This window comes from Bradyrhizobium nivariense (genome assembly GCF_029846695.2).
In the GTDB taxonomy this organism is placed as follows: domain Bacteria; phylum Pseudomonadota; class Alphaproteobacteria; order Rhizobiales; family Xanthobacteraceae; genus Bradyrhizobium.
The window spans coordinates 1-14,296 of record NZ_JARWCR020000027.1 but is presented as its reverse complement, the minus strand read 5'-3'; the positions used below and the strand labels follow the sequence as shown (position 1 = coordinate 14,296).

Below are 14,296 nucleotides of genomic sequence, written 5' to 3'. Positions count from 1 at the left end.
TTTCGATGAACCTTCCCAAAGACGACGCCGCAACACTCTCGGCGCGCTGGACCGAGGGCGTGCTGCTCAAGCGCGACGTGTTCTCGACCGTCGAGCGCGGCCGATTCCGCGACGATGGGGGTGAGGTCGACGCAGTGCTGCGCCGCCTCGACGAGGTGCCGTGGTGGTCATTCCCTTTGGCGCGCCATCTGTTCGGCCGCGAAAAGCATGCGCTGGTGCTCGCCAAGGGGCTGAACGTCGGCCCCGAGCTGCTGTGGGCCGGACGCCGCGCGCTGGTGCGCAGCTTCGTCGATGGTGTCGCGCTGCATCTGGCCAAACCGCACAGCGATCTCGCCTATTTTCGCTCGGCGAAGGCCGCGCTGCGGCGGCTGCGCCGCGCCGGCATATGCCACAATGATCTTGCCAAGGAACAGAACTGGCTGGTCGGCCGCGACGGGCGCGCCTATGTGACCGACTTCCAGCTCGCGGCCTGTTTCAACCGACGCGGCCGGCTTTACCGCATCCTGGCCTATGAAGATCTCCGGCATCTGCTCAAGCACAAGCGCTCGTACGCGCCTGAGGCACTGACGCCGCGCGAGCGCAAGATCCTGGCGAAGAAGTCGTTCGCCGCCAGCCTGTGGCTCGCTACCGGCAAGAAAGTCTATCGGGCCATCACGCGCGGCCTGTTCAACTTCACCGACCGTGAAGGCGGCGGCCGCCGGCTCGTCAACGACGCGCCGGTGCTGGCGGAACTGATCCGCAAGAACCCCGCAGTGCGCGACACCGCCATCGTCGCTTTTGCCGACCGCCGCTCGGGCGTCGGGCTCTATGCGTTCGTCGAAGCCGATCAGGCCGCGCTCGAAGGGCAATTGCGGAACGAGCTCACCGCCGCCAAGGGGCCGAAGCCACCGGAACACATCCAGGTCGTGCACGCGCTGCCACGCGACGCCGGCGGCAAGCCGCGCACAGAGATCCTGCAACTGGTCGCCATGAACCAGCTCGACCTGATCGAGCCTATGATGAAGAACGACCAGGACCGCGCCTTCCTCAAGGACATCCTGGAGCAGCGCAAGAATCTGCGAGACCGCTTCAATTTCGAGGCGGACCTGCCGGCGGGCTAGCACGGTGGACCACGCCTTGAAGCGTCCACATTGGCGATAGAGAAGCGATCGGAAAATTTGGGCTTGGCGGGGTCATGGGCACTCGGGGGGCGATGATGCATGGTGTGGTTGGCAGCCTGATCGCCGGCCTTCTGCTGCTCGCCACCACGCCCGCAATGGCCGAAGCTCCGGCCGAGCTGATCTCCAGATTCCGCCTCAAGCATGGTGAGGTCCGCGTCGTGCGCGATTCGACCCTCGACCGCATCGCCATGGACCAGGCGCGCGCGATGGCGACGAAGGACGACCTCAGTCACGACGCCCTCGGCCCGTTCAACCGCCGCGTCGCACCGGCCGGCGCAGGCCGCGCCGCCGAGAACATCGCCTACGGCTACGACAATTTCGAGAAGACGCTCGGCCAGTGGATCGATTCCTCCGGCCACCGCAAGAACCTCTTGCTGCACAACGCCTCCCGCATCGGCATCGCGAGCGCGAAAAACGCCAGCGGCAAGCGCACCTATTGGGCGATGGTGATCGCTGGTGACTACGAGCCGAAGGGCAAGGGCAAGAAGGACAAGGAGCCCCTCATTGCCGTGAAACGCGATGCCGCTCCTGCAAGCAAGCCCAAATCCAGCGGCTGTCACATCAAGCTGCTCGGCCTCTGCATCTGAGGCGAAGCTGGACGTTGCCATCTTGCTCGCATTCTTCGACGCGTCTAATTCATGCAAGAAGATCGCGAGAAGCGGAGGCGTGATGATCAACATCGAGCGAATACGTGCCGACACGCCAGCCACCTCCCGGCTTGCGTACCTGCACAATGCGGGGGCGGCTCTCATGCCTGTCCCTGTCGTCGAGGCCATGAAGCAGCATATCGACCTTGAGAGTGAGATCGGAGGCTATGCCGCGGCCGACCGTGAGTCGCGCCGACTCGAATCCATCTACGGCTCAGTGGCGCGCCTGCTGAATGCCGCGCCGGATGAGATCGCCCTCATGGAGAACGCGACGGTTGCCTGGCAGATGGCGTTCTACGCGCTTCAGTTTCGCGATGGTGACCGGATCCTGACCGCGGAGGCGGAGTACGCTGCCAATTATGTCGCGTTTCTTCAGGTCGCCAAGCGAACAGGCGTCGCGATCGACATCGTGCCGAGCGATGCCAGTGGCGAGCTCGACGTTGACGCGCTCGAACGCATGATCGATGCGCGCGTAAAACTGATTGCGATCACCTGGGTTCCGACCAATGGCGGGCTGGTCAATCCGGCAGCGGCCGTCGGCAAGATCGCGCGAGCGCGAGGCATTCCCTATCTGCTCGACGCCTGCCAGGCGGTCGGCCAGATGGCGGTCGACGTCGAGGCCGTCGGCTGTGACATGTTGTCGGCGACCGGTCGCAAATTCCTCCGCGGCCCGCGCGGCACCGGCTTTCTCTACGTCCGCCGGGCGATGTTGCAGCGGCTCGAACCGCCGATGATCGACCACTTCGCCGCGCCCTGGGTCTCCCGAGACGCTTATCGGCTCCGCGACGATGCGCGCCGTTTCGAGACCTGGGAGAACAACTACGCGGCCCGGCTCGGGCTCGGCGCGGCCGTCAACTATGCCCTCGACGTCGGGCTCGGCCCCATCGAGCAGCGCTGCCGCATGCTGGCTGACCGTCTCCGGGGTGGCCTCGCCTCCATTCGCGGCATCAGAATTCGCGACCTCGGACGCGCTCCGGGGGCCATCGTCAGCTTCACGGTGGAAGGGTACGAGGCGGAACAGGTCGTCAGCGAGGCCGTCGCAGCCGGCATCACGATCGGTGCCTCAGATCCGTCGAGCACGCGCATCGATGCCGAAATTCGCTCGCTGCCGCCGGTGGCGCGCGCCTCCCCGCATTACTACAATACGGAAGCCGAGATCGATCGGCTGATCGCCCACCTGGAAGCTTTGACGCCGCGATAGCGGCGCGCAAGAACCTGCGCGACCGAATCGAGTTCGAAGCCGATCCGCCGTCGCCCCAGCACATTGCCTTCAACCTTTCGTTGTCAGCGCCGACAGCTGGTCGGTGTCGAAGCGGGCGCGCAATTCACTGATGGCTTTCGCGTCCGGGGCTCCGCTTGCGGTCATCTTGGCCAATTCTTCGAAGTAGCGTTCGTGTCCCGGTGGAGAGACCGTCATGAGCACGCGCGCGGGCTTCTCGCTGACGTTGGTGATGTTGTGCGGGACGCCGGGGGGAATGAAGAGGTAGGTCCCCGGTGCCGCTCGGACGACTTCGTCACCGACATGCCATTCGCACTCGCCCTCCAGCATGTAGAAGGTCTCTTCCTGCACGCGATGAACGTGCCGGCCTGTGGCGAACCCTGCCGGTATCGTCCAGTCGAACATGCTGGTGTGCTTTGTATCTTCGCCGGTTACCAGGAAGGCCATCGGTTGACCGCGCAGCATAATTCCCTTGGTCTCGCCGGGCCTGCGGATGAGCGGTTTGGCGTTCATGTGACCCTCCATGGCTCGGTGCGCCTCTGCCTGAAAACCGCGCCATGGTGATCCAGCGGCTCCTGAAAGTAGTGAAGCCGTTCGGAAAACATTGCAAAAAACCTCCGAAATGTGCCCTTCTTTGGCAATGGCCATAATCCTTGAATTTGGTCCATTCCGTCTCGACGCCGATGCAGGAATCCTTTTCCACGGTGCCGAGCCGACCCCCCTCGGCCAGCGAGCCGTCCTGCTCTTGGCCCTGCTCGTGCAACGAGCCGGCGCGCCGGTGTCCAAGGAAGCCTTGATCGAGGCGGCGTGGCCTGCCCAGGCAATCGAGGACAGTAATTTGACCGTCCAAATCGCTGCTGTGCGGCGCATTTTGGCGGATATCTCTGGAGAGGCCCGCTGGATCGAGACCCTGCCGCGGCGTGGCTATCGCTATGTGGGTCCCTCCGTTACGACGTCCCATCGGGATCACGCATCCGCCGCCTCCGCAGCGCCATCGCTGATATTGCCTGACAGGCCGTCAATCGCGGTCTTGCCCTTCGCGAACCTGAGCGGTGATGCAGGGCAGGACTACTTTGCCGAAGGGATGGTCGACGACATCATCACCGGACTGTCGCGCATCAACTGGCTGTTCGTGATCGCGCGGAATTCGACGTTCATTTACAAGGGCCGTGCGGTGGACTTGAAACAGGTCGGCCGCGAGCTTGGCGTCCGGTATGTGCTGGAAGGCAGCGTCCGGAAGACCGGCACAACGGTCCGAATCACGGGTCAGTTGATCGACACGTCGACCGGCGGGCATGTGTGGGCCGAGCGCTACGATCGCCGGTCCGAGGACGTTTTCGCCCTCCAGGATGACATCGCCCTATCGGTCGTCGGCGCCATTGCGCCGAGCCTGCGGCGCGCAGAATTCAACAGGGTCAAGCGCCAACGGCCCGACAGCCTCGATGCCTATGATCTTGTCCTGCGGGCCCAGCCGGATGTCGATTCCGGAATGCCTGAGCAGGTCACGCAAGCCCTTGTGCTGCTCGCACGTTCGATCACGCTCGAGCCCACTTATGCGCTAGCGCACGGCAATGCCGCAATGTGCCACCATTGCCTGTTCCTTCGAGCCGGTTTGCAGGAGGTCAATCGGGCCGCGTCTATCCATCATGCACGGTCGGCCCTGATCCACGGACAGGATGACGCGCTTGCTCTGACCCTTGCGGCTTTTTCGATCGGCATGGATGGGCACGATCGTTCCGCAGCATTCACTGCACTCGACGCCGCACTCGCCATCAGCCCATCATCGGCGCTGACCTACATCCTCGGCAGCGTCATGCTCGGTTGGAGCGGCGAAGCCGACCGCGCCATCGAGTGGAGCGAAAGGGGCGTGCGGCTCAGTCCGTTCGATCCCTGGGCCTTTGCTGCGTTCGACGCGCAGGCCATGGGTCACTTCCACCGCGGTCGATATGAAGAAGCCTGTCGTGCGGCCTACCGGTCGGTTCAGGCCAATCCTCGACACAGCATTACCTATGTGCAACTGGCCGCGGCGCTCGCAAAGCTCGGACGTCTGGAAGAAGCGAGGGCGGCGGCCGCCCGGGTGCTCGAGTTGCACCCGACGTTCCGCTACAGCCGGCAGTTCTCAGGCGTCAACTGTTCCCCGGCGCTTGCGTCGTCCCTTGGCGAGGCGCTTCGTGCCGCCGGCCTGCCGGAATAACGGTCGCGCCAATCACGTGCAGCGCGCACTCAATCCGGATGCGCCAAGCTTCGCCATGACCTCGTCGAGATGGGCGCTGTCGCGGGTCTCGATGACGAGTTGCAGCAGCGTCGCTTTTGCCGGCAGGTCCGAGAACGTGCGCTGGTGCGAGACCTCGATGATGTTGGCGCCGGCCTCGGCCAGCAGTGCCGCGACCGCAGCCAGTTGACCGGGCCTGTCGGGGATATCGAGCGACAACTGGGTGAGCCGCCCCTCGCGCGCCAACTCGCGGGTAAGGACCGAGGCGATCAGCCGTGTGTCGATATTGCCGCCGCTCAGCACCAGCCCGACCTTCTGGCCGGCGAAGCGGGACGGGTCGGACATCAGCGCGGCGAGGCCGGCGGCGCCGGCGCCCTCTACAACCGTCTTCTCGATCGAGATCAGGGTCGCGACCGCGCGCTCGAGCTCGGCTTCATTGACGAGCGCGATGTCGTCGACGAGGCGGCGGACGATTTCGGTCGTGATCTTGCCGGGCGATTTCACCGCGATGCCTTCGGCGAGCGTGTCGCCGCGCGCGGGCAGAGTGCCGCCGTGGATGGCGTTGTACATCGAGGGATAGAGCCAGGCCTCGACGCCGAGGATCCGCAGCGACGGCTTGACCGATTTCGCGGCAATGCCGATCCCGCTGATCAGCCCGCCGCCGCCGATCGGGACCACCAGCGTATCGAGCTCCGGCACCGCGTTCAGCATCTCCAGCCCGACCGTGCCCTGCCCCGCGATGACAAGCGGATCGTCGTAAGGGTGGACGAAGATCATGCCGCGGGCTTCGCCGTGGCTGCGCGCGAAAGCGGCCGCGTCCTCGAGCGTTGCACCCGTGACCACCACCTCGGCACCGTGATGTCTGGTGTTCTCGACCTTCACCATGGGCGTGCCGACCGGCATCACGATCGTTGCGGGAACGCCGAGCCGCTTGGCGTGATAGGCAACACCCTGCGCGTGGTTACCCGCCGACATCGCGACGACGCCCCGCGCGCGCTCCTCCGGCGTCAGCGCCGTGAGGCGGTTGAGCGCCCCGCGCTCCTTGAACGAGGAGGTGAACTGGAGGTTCTCGAATTTCAGCCAGATGTCGCAGCCGCAGATATTGCTCAGCGTGCGGCTGTAGCTACAGGGCGTCTCCACGACGGCGCCGCGGATGGTCTCGGCGGCGGCATGAATGTCGCTCGGCGCGACCGGAAGGCCGCTGAGATCGGAGGACATGCTTTGGGACAACTCAGCCATGGGACAGCATAGAGCATTTGGCAGTTTGAGGCGATAAGCCAACCGCTATTTGGTAAACGCCGGGGAACGCGAGGCCCGCCACAGCGTCCACAGCGTGCGTAGCCGCGACGATTGCTGCGGCGTAAACGGATTGCGCCCTGGCTGCGACAGGCGCTTGAGGTCGGCCCGTACCTGGCTCAGCGGCAGAAACGCCGGCCGTGCCGGCGCCGGCACCTCGGCCAACAGCGACAAGGCCGTGGTCAAGTGCTGCCCGGCTTCGTCCGCGAGCTGGTCCAGGACGGCGCGCAAATTCGGCGTCTCCTTGCCGGCGAACACATCCTCCATGTTGCAATTGTGGCTCGCCAGAACCTGCTGCGGCAGGAACAATTGCCGGTGCGCCGCATCACGCGGCAAGTTCGCGATGATTTGCGCGATGCCCTGGGCCAGCCCGGCATGCCGCGCCAGATGCTCGACGGTTTCCGAAGGCGGCGCCATGATCCGGGCCGCGAGGCCGAGCAGCGCCGAACAGGTCGCGGCCAGATAGCCTTCCAGCGCCGTCACCGTCGGCATCGGGTCGTTGTAGAGATCGAACTGGTGCTCGTCGACGAGCAGCGAGAACGGCTCGACCGGCAGCTCGAAATCGCGGATTGCGCGCAACAGCTCCGCCGCCACCGGATTGCCCTCGGCACTGCCATGGGCATGGCCCGACAGCATGTCGGTCCACCATTGCAGGCGGATTTCGCCCGGCAAGGGCTGGCTCACCTGGTCGCGGACGCGGACGATCTCAACATTGAAGGCATAGAGCGCCAGCAGCGCGCGGCGCTCGGCAGCAGGCGCGAACAGGGTCGCGGCATAGCGGGAGAAGTCGTGGCTGCGTACGAGGTCAGCGCAGAAGGCGGCGGAATCGGGCGGCGGCGCGGAGCTACTCATGGCACGGCGATCAGCGCGGCCGCGACGCGGCGCCGTTCGCCGATCATGATGTTGTAGGTGCGCACGGCAGGACCGGTCTGCATCGTGTCCAGCACCACCCTCACCGCCTTCAGCGCCTGGCGCAGCCCCGGCGGCGGCAGCCAGACGCCGGTGCCAGTCCCGATGAGAAGCGTGTCGATGCTGTTGGCAGAGGTGAAGACCCGATCCAGCGAATAGCGGTCGATCTTGGCGGGATCCGTCACGTCCCAGGCCCAGATCGCGTCGGGCAGGCAGAGCAGTGAACCGCGATGCGACATGCCGGCAAAGGCGAAGCCGCCCTTGCCATAGGCTTCGATCGGCGCCGAGCGCGGGAAATGCGGTGCGTTGGGATCGCCGGCCATGAGCTTCGTCCGAATAGGCTTACCGCCCTCGCAAACGCCTGCGAGGGCATGCGGTTCGGATCATGCCTTGTTTTTCTTCGCCGGCGTAGTCGCTTCCGCCGCATCTTCACGATGTTCGCCGACACCGAGATAGATCAGGATCGGCGCCGCGATGAAGATCGAGGTGTAGGTGCCGACCAGCACCACGCCGAACATCATCACCGCGGTGAAGCTGTGGATGGCATGGCCGCCGAACAGAAGCAGCGCCAGCAGCGCCAGGGTCACGGTGAAGTGGGTGATGATCGAACGCGACAGCGTCGAATTGATGGACTCGTTGAGGAGCTGCGGCATCGGCATCTTCTTGTAGCGCCGCAGCATTTCACGGATTCGGTCGTAGATGACGACGGTGTCGTTGAGCGAATAGCCGAGAATGGTCAGAAGCGCCGCAATACTGGTCAGGTCGAAATCGACCTGGCTGATCGACATGAAGCCGATGGTCAGCACGATGTCGTGCACGTTGGCGATCATGGCGCCGAGCGCGAACTGCCACTCGAAGCGGAACCAGAGATAGATCAGGATCGAGACGATCGCCAGCATCAGGCCGAGCATGCCGTAGGCCAAGAGCTCGCCGGAGACGCGCGGACCCACGACCTCGACGCGGCGATAGTCGAAGGAATCACCGAGCGCGGTGCGGACCTTCTGCACGGCTTCCTGCTGGGCGGCGTCGCCGCCCGGCTGCTCCGCGACGCGGATCAGGACGTCCGCGGGACCGCCGATTTGCTGGATCTGGACTTCGCCCAGGCGCAGGCCATCCAGTGTCGTGCGCATCGCCGCGATGTCGGCGGTGCCGGACTTGGCCCGCACCTCGAGCAGCGTGCCGCCACGGAAGTCGATGCCGAAATTCAGGCCATGGGTGAAAAACAGCGTGATGGCGACGATCGACAGCGCCGCCGAGATCGGGAAGCTGATGCGGCGGAAGCGCGTGAAATCGAAATGCGTATCGTCAGGGACGATGCGCAGCGACGGCAGCAGGCCGAACACCGAGACCACGGTGAGGACGGCGATCAGGATGCCGAGCCCGATGAGAACGAAGTGAGTCACGGTCAGGCTCCTAGATCGGCACGCTCTGCGGCCGCTTCCACCGCACCCACCCGGCCACGATCAGCCGGGTCAGCGTGAAGGCGGTGAACACCGTGGTGATGATGCCGATGCCGAGCGTCACGGCGAAGCCGCGCACCGGGCCGGTGCCGATGTAGAACAGCACCGCAGCGGCAATGAAGGTGGTGATGTTGGAATCGAGGATGGTCGCAAGCGCCCGCTTGAAGCCGGCGTCGATCGCCGAGATCGCGTTGCGGCCGCCGCGCAATTCCTCGCGGATACGCTCGTAGATCAGCACGTTGGAATCGACCGCGATGCCGACGGTGAGCACGATGCCGGCGATGCCGGGCAGCGTCAGGGTGGCGTTGAGCAGCGACAGCAGGCCGAAGATCATGGCGACGTTGATGGCCACCGCGATGTTGGCGAACACGCCGAACAGCCGGTAGGTCACGAGCATGAAGATGATGACCAGGATCGAGCCGACATAGGCAGCGAGCTCGCCCTTCTCGATCGAGTCCTGGCCGAGGCCCGGACCGACGGTGCGCTCCTCGACCACCGTGAGCGGTGCCGGCAGCGCGCCGGCGCGCAGCAGGATCGCGAGATCGTTGGCCGATTGCACGGTGAAGCTGCCGGAGATCTGGCCCTGGCCGCCGGTGATGGGCTCGCGGATCACGGGCGCGGAGATCACCTTGTTGTCGAGCACGATCGCGAAGGGCAGCCCGACGTTCTCTTGCGTGGCCTGCGAGAACTTGCGGGCGCCTGACGTATTGAACTTGAAGCTGACGACGGGTTCACTGGTGCGCTGGTCAAAGCTCGCCTGGGCATCGGTCAGGTCGCCGCCGGCAACCAGCACCTGCTTCTTGACCACATAGGGTGTGGGCGGCGGCGACGCGCTCATCAGAAGCTCGGATTCCGGCGGCAAACCTCCCTGCTGCGCCTGATCGGGCGGCACGGAGGTATCGACCATGCGGAATTCCATCTTCGCGGTCTTGCCCAGCAATTCCTTCAGGCGGGTCGGGTCCTGCAGGCCGGGGACCTGCACCAGGATGCGGTCATTGCCCTGGCGCTGGATGACGGGCTCGACGGTGCCGAGCTCGTTGACGCGGCGTTCGACGATCTGGATCGACTGCTCGATGGTCTTGCGCATGCGGTCGAGCATCGCGGCCTGCGGGATGACGAGCCGGATCACGCCGCCCCCGGCGTCAGTCACATCCAGGTCGCGCTGACCGCTGGATCCCACCAATCCGCCCAGCGGCTGGGACAGCTCGCGCAGTTTGGCGAGCGCAGGCTGCAGGTCGGATTCCTTGGTGATCCGAACTTCGGCCGCGTCGTTGCGCACGGTGACGCCGCCGGTGAAGCCGATCTTGGCATCGCGCAGCGTCCGGCGAACGTCGTCGCGGACCTGGTCGAGCCTCTCCTTCTTCACATAATTGCCGTCGACCTCGAGCAGCAGATAGGAGCCGCCTTGGAGATCGAGGCCGAGCACGAGCCGGCGCTGCGCCCAGCCGGGCCAGGTCTTGACCTGCGCTTCGGGGAAGAAGTTCGGGACCGCGCAGAGGCACACGATCAGCGCCGTCAGGATAATCCCCAGCGCCTTCCACCGCGTGAAATACAACATCGACTGGACCTGTCAGATCAGGAGACTTGAGAGACTCGCGGAAGTGCTCACTTCGCCGCGGTGTCGTCCTTGGCGCTTTCCTTGGCGCTTTCCTTGGATTCTTTGGCCGGCTCGCCCTTGGCGCGCACGCCGGAGACCATCGAGCGCATCTGCCGCACGCGCACGCCGTCGGCGATCTCGAACTCGATCTGGTCGTCGTCGACGACCTTGGTGACCTTGCCGACGAGGCCGCCCGAGGTCACGACGGTGTCGCCGCGGCGGATGTTCTTCACCAGGTCGGCGTGGTCACGGACCTTCTTCTGCTGCGGACGCAGAATCAGGAAGTACATGATGACGAAGATCAGGGCGAACGGCAGCAGCGACATCAACATGCCGCTGGTGTCGCCGGCGCCCGCAGCCTGGGCATACGCAGGGGTAATCAGCATTCGGACGATCCTCGTGAAAACGGGGGAAAACCGGTCAGGCCCAAATGGCGACCGGTTCGGTCAAATTCGCGCGGACTATAGCGGCCATTGCCCCAATTGCAACGCTGCCAGACCGTCGATTTGGCTACCTTGCGGCGCGCGCTCAGGCCCGATAAGGCTGCATTCTCAGGAACTTCGGACATGCCCCAAAAACCAAGCAAAAGCCCGGCCGGCAAAGGCCCCCGCACCCCTGCCAGGAAGCCTGCCCGCGTCGCGGCAAAACGTCCCAAGGCAGCCTCCAAAGCAACTGCCGAGGCAGCTTCCAAGGCGACTTCCAAGGCGACTCCGGACCTCTCCCAGGGGCGCATCGTTCGCGCGCTGGAGACGATCGCGGCGCACCTCGTCGCCCAAGGCAATCCCGCCGTCGAACGCGAATCGTTCAAGCGGGCGGATGCTTTCGTCTGGCACCCGGACGGCCGCCTTGCGGCGGTGCCGCGGGTCAGCCGCGTCGAGCTGTTCCTGCTCAAGGGCGTCGACCGGGTGCGCGACATCCTGATGGAGAACACCGAGCGTTTCGCCAACGGCCTGCCCGCCAACAACGCGTTGCTCTGGGGCGCGCGCGGCATGGGCAAGTCGTCGCTGGTGAAGGCGGCGCATGCCAGCATCAATGCGGACCGCAAGGCCGCCGACAGACTGAAGCTGATCGAGATTCATCGCGAGGACATCGAGAGCCTGCCCGCGCTGATGGAGCAGCTCCGCGCCTCGTCCTTCCGCTTCATCGTGTTCTGCGACGACCTCTCCTTCGACGGCAATGATGCGTCCTACAAATCGCTCAAGGCGGTGCTCGAAGGCGGCATCGAGGGCCGACCCGAGAACGTCATCCTCTACGCCACCTCCAACCGCCGCCATCTGCTGGCGCGCGAGATGATCGAGAACGAGCGCTCGACCGCGATCAATCCCGGCGAAGCCGTCGAGGAGAAGGTCTCGCTGTCGGATCGCTTCGGCCTCTGGCTCGGCTTCCACCGCTGCAGCCAGGACGAATATCTCGCCATGGTGCGCGGCTATTGCAGCCATTTCGGCGTCAAGGTCGACGACGAGGCGCTGGAGCGCGAGGCGCTGGAATGGTCGACGACACGCGGCTCGCGCTCGGGCCGCGTCGCCTGGCAGTTCGTGCAGGAGCTCGCGGGACGGCTCGGCGTGAGACTGACGGCGACGTAGCGGTCGGATCGCAACCTGCTTGCAGCTGTTTTTCCCCGAAGGCGGGGAATCAAGGGCGCGTAGCGATAGATCGAGCTTGCTTGGCGCGGACCAAATTCCGCATCGCAGCGAAATCATGCGATGTGCCCCTTTTCGGACATGCCGAGCTAGTTGTCGATTGTCCGGCCTAGGTGCGTAGCTTGCTCTGCAGCTTTGCGAAACCATACGGGTAGCACTATCCTGCTGCACGCCGTGGCCCGCCACATACATTAGCCCAAGATTGAATTGGGCTGCGGCGTCACCATCATTGGCCAGCGGACGAATAAGACGCAGGGCCTTGGCGTAATCGCCTCTGGCGTGAGCATCGACGGCACCCTCGAATGGGCCAGCGGCCACAGGTGCGGCGAAGACTGACGCTAGAACGACGCGACGATCGTGAGCTTGAGGTTGATCGTCTGGCAACTTTGCTCTTGGTCACACTCGATTACCAATAAGCAGTCGAGAGATGGCGGTTCGATGAGCCGCAAAGCCTAGCCGTGCGACCTAACAACGGCTGGCATCGCGTTGCAGCAAGAGACGCCGGCGAACGGCACCGCAAGATGCTTTTTTCTCACTCGTCGGCGCGGGTCCGAAAATAGAATCAGTGGCACAAACTGCATACTCAACATTTCCAGCTATGAGAGTGTTGCAGTAGGTCTGCCGTGGTACCCAATCGGACTTGGGTTACCGAATGTGGCTCTTTGGTCGCAGCATTGATCTTTTTTACGACGGATCTATCCCCGTTGAATTTTACATGATGAGCCCCGGTCGCCTCGGGGGTACGCTGTCGCCGAGTTGTATTCGGAGGCGACACACCTGACGAGGCACGACATGACAGCAAGAATTGCACGGGCCGCGGCGAAAAGCGGGCGGCCAATCTCAGCACATCGACGCAGACTTGGCGTTGCGGCAATCGTGGCGCCCGCGATCTTGTTTTTTTCCCAAGCTGCGTTGGCCGATGAAAACGGCATCAGCTTCTGGATCCCCGGCCTCTTTGGGAGCCTCGCGGCCACGCCGCAGCAGCCTGGTTGGTCGCTGGCGAATATCTACTACCATACCTCCGTATCCGCCGGCGCCGATGTCGCGCGGGCGCGTGAATTCACGCTCGGCAGGGTTCCGGCCAACCTTACCGTAAACGCAAATCTGAATTTGCATGTCAACGCCACCGCCGACCTTGGCTTGGTGCTTCCGAGTTATGTATTTGCGACGCCAGTGCTCGGCGGCCAGGCGTCAGTGTCTCTCTTGGCAGCCTATGGCGTCGTCGGCACCAGCCTGGCGGGGACCTTGTCCGGCGTACTCTCGACGCCGTTCGGCAACGTTCCCTTCGCGCGGTCCGATACCATTAGCGACACGACATGGGGCTTTGGCGATCTGGCGCCGCAGTTCGCGTTGCGCTGGAACGCTGGCGTCCACAACTACATGACCTATATCACCGGCGATATCCCGGTTGGCGCTTACCAATCCGATCGCCTGTCGAACTTGGGCATTGGACACGGCGCGATCGATGCCGGCGGTGGCTACACTTATTTCAATCCGCAGACCGGGCACGAATTGTCCGGTGTGCTTGGCTTCACTTACAATTTCAAAAATACTGCCACGCAGTATCAAAGCGGCGTCGACATGCACTTCGACTGGGGTGCATCCCAATTTCTGTCGAAGCAGGTCATGGTTGGTCTGGTGGGCTATGTCTACAAGGGGCTCGGCTGTGATAGCGGTTCAGGTGACCGTGTCGGCTGCTTCCAGTCCCAGGTAGTTGGCATCGGCCCGCAAATCGGTTTCTTGTTTCCCGTTGGCGACATGCAGGGCTATCTCAATTTGAAAGCTTATGGCGAGTTCGCTGCGGAAAACCGGCCATCAGGCTGGAATACCTGGGTCACCTTCTCGATCTCGCCGCCCGCGCCCGGAGCGCCTCCGACGACAAAGCCGATCGTCAGAAAATACTAGGATCAACCAACCCGGCGGTCCACCGAACCGCCAACGTTGCTCAGCCGCGCCTACGAAGCGATCGAACGACGTCGCCGATTGCTGCGGTGCATGAGCCCGTTTTTAGGGCCACAAGCGGACATCACTAGGGTCTGTTGGGATTCATCGGGAGTTTATCACGGCTGCGGCCAGATGGATCATGGCTGCGAAGCTTTGATCGGTCTTATCTGCGCGCAACGGGATACGTTTGAATTCCTTGAGCTTGCAGAAGA

At 64.0% G+C, this 14,296-nt stretch carries 13 protein-coding genes; 6 read left to right on the top strand and 7 right to left on the bottom strand.

What is annotated here, in order from left to right; translation table 11 throughout:
• The first annotated feature begins 5 nt into the window (after positions 1–5).
• The 3 genes from QCM77_RS22145 to QCM77_RS22135 all read left to right on the top strand — a co-directional run bounded on the left by QCM77_RS22145 (position 6) and on the right by QCM77_RS22135 (position 3,008).
• Positions 6–1,100, top strand: a complete 1,095-nt coding sequence (locus QCM77_RS22145) for a serine/threonine protein kinase (RefSeq protein WP_279663769.1) — start codon at positions 6–8, stop codon at positions 1,098–1,100.
• Between the two features lie 74 nt (positions 1,101–1,174).
• Positions 1,175–1,747 (top strand): CAP domain-containing protein, encoded by a 573-nt coding sequence (locus tag QCM77_RS22140; protein WP_279663771.1) that lies wholly within the window; start codon positions 1,175–1,177, stop codon positions 1,745–1,747.
• Positions 1,748–1,829: 82 nt separating this feature from the next.
• Complete coding sequence (locus QCM77_RS22135; protein WP_279663772.1) at positions 1,830–3,008, top strand: aminotransferase class V-fold PLP-dependent enzyme; 1,179 nt, start codon at positions 1,830–1,832, stop codon at positions 3,006–3,008.
• Positions 3,009–3,077: 69 nt separating this feature from the next.
• Here QCM77_RS22135 and QCM77_RS22130 read toward each other — a convergent pair whose 3' ends face one another.
• Entirely contained in the window at positions 3,078–3,539 is a 462-nt protein-coding gene (locus QCM77_RS22130; protein ID WP_279663773.1) for a cupin domain-containing protein, read from the bottom strand.
• 127 nt (positions 3,540–3,666) lie between these two features.
• On the opposite strand from QCM77_RS22130, the gene QCM77_RS22125 reads away from it, so the two are divergent.
• Positions 3,667–5,220, top strand: a complete 1,554-nt coding sequence (locus QCM77_RS22125) for a winged helix-turn-helix domain-containing tetratricopeptide repeat protein (protein WP_279684930.1) — start codon at positions 3,667–3,669, stop codon at positions 5,218–5,220.
• A gap of 12 nt (positions 5,221–5,232) precedes the next feature.
• Here QCM77_RS22125 and QCM77_RS22120 read toward each other — a convergent pair whose 3' ends face one another.
• The 6 genes from QCM77_RS22120 to yajC are packed head-to-tail and all read right to left on the bottom strand — an operon-like array spanning position 5,233 to position 10,886.
• Positions 5,233–6,477: a threonine ammonia-lyase gene (locus QCM77_RS22120; protein ID WP_279663774.1), complete on the bottom strand. Its 1,245-nt coding sequence runs from the start codon at positions 6,475–6,477 to the stop codon at positions 5,233–5,235.
• A 45-nt stretch (positions 6,478–6,522) separates the two neighbouring features.
• Positions 6,523–7,386: a phytoene/squalene synthase family protein gene (locus QCM77_RS22115; protein WP_279663775.1), complete on the bottom strand. Its 864-nt coding sequence runs from the start codon at positions 7,384–7,386 to the stop codon at positions 6,523–6,525.
• Positions 7,383–7,766, bottom strand: a complete 384-nt coding sequence (locus tag QCM77_RS22110) for an Mth938-like domain-containing protein (protein ID WP_279663777.1) — start codon at positions 7,764–7,766, stop codon at positions 7,383–7,385. Before QCM77_RS22110 ends, QCM77_RS22115 begins: the two co-directional genes overlap by 4 nt.
• 60 nt (positions 7,767–7,826) lie before the next feature.
• Positions 7,827–8,846: a protein translocase subunit SecF gene (gene secF, locus QCM77_RS22105; protein ID WP_279663778.1), complete on the bottom strand. Its 1,020-nt coding sequence runs from the start codon at positions 8,844–8,846 to the stop codon at positions 7,827–7,829.
• Positions 8,847–8,856: 10 nt separating this feature from the next.
• Positions 8,857–10,461 (bottom strand): protein translocase subunit SecD, encoded by a 1,605-nt coding sequence (secD, locus tag QCM77_RS22100; RefSeq protein ID WP_279663779.1) that lies wholly within the window; start codon positions 10,459–10,461, stop codon positions 8,857–8,859.
• 47 nt (positions 10,462–10,508) lie between these two features.
• Positions 10,509–10,886 (bottom strand): preprotein translocase subunit YajC, encoded by a 378-nt coding sequence (gene yajC, locus QCM77_RS22095; protein ID WP_211395658.1) that lies wholly within the window; start codon positions 10,884–10,886, stop codon positions 10,509–10,511.
• Between the two features lie 180 nt (positions 10,887–11,066).
• On the opposite strand from yajC, the gene QCM77_RS22090 reads away from it, so the two are divergent.
• Entirely contained in the window at positions 11,067–12,083 is a 1,017-nt protein-coding gene (locus tag QCM77_RS22090) for an ATP-binding protein (protein WP_279663780.1), read from the top strand.
• A gap of 849 nt (positions 12,084–12,932) precedes the next feature.
• A complete protein-coding gene (locus QCM77_RS22085) occupies positions 12,933–14,045 on the top strand; it encodes a SphA family protein (protein WP_279663782.1) in 1,113 nt (370 codons plus the stop codon).
• The last annotated feature ends 251 nt before the right edge of the window (positions 14,046–14,296 follow it).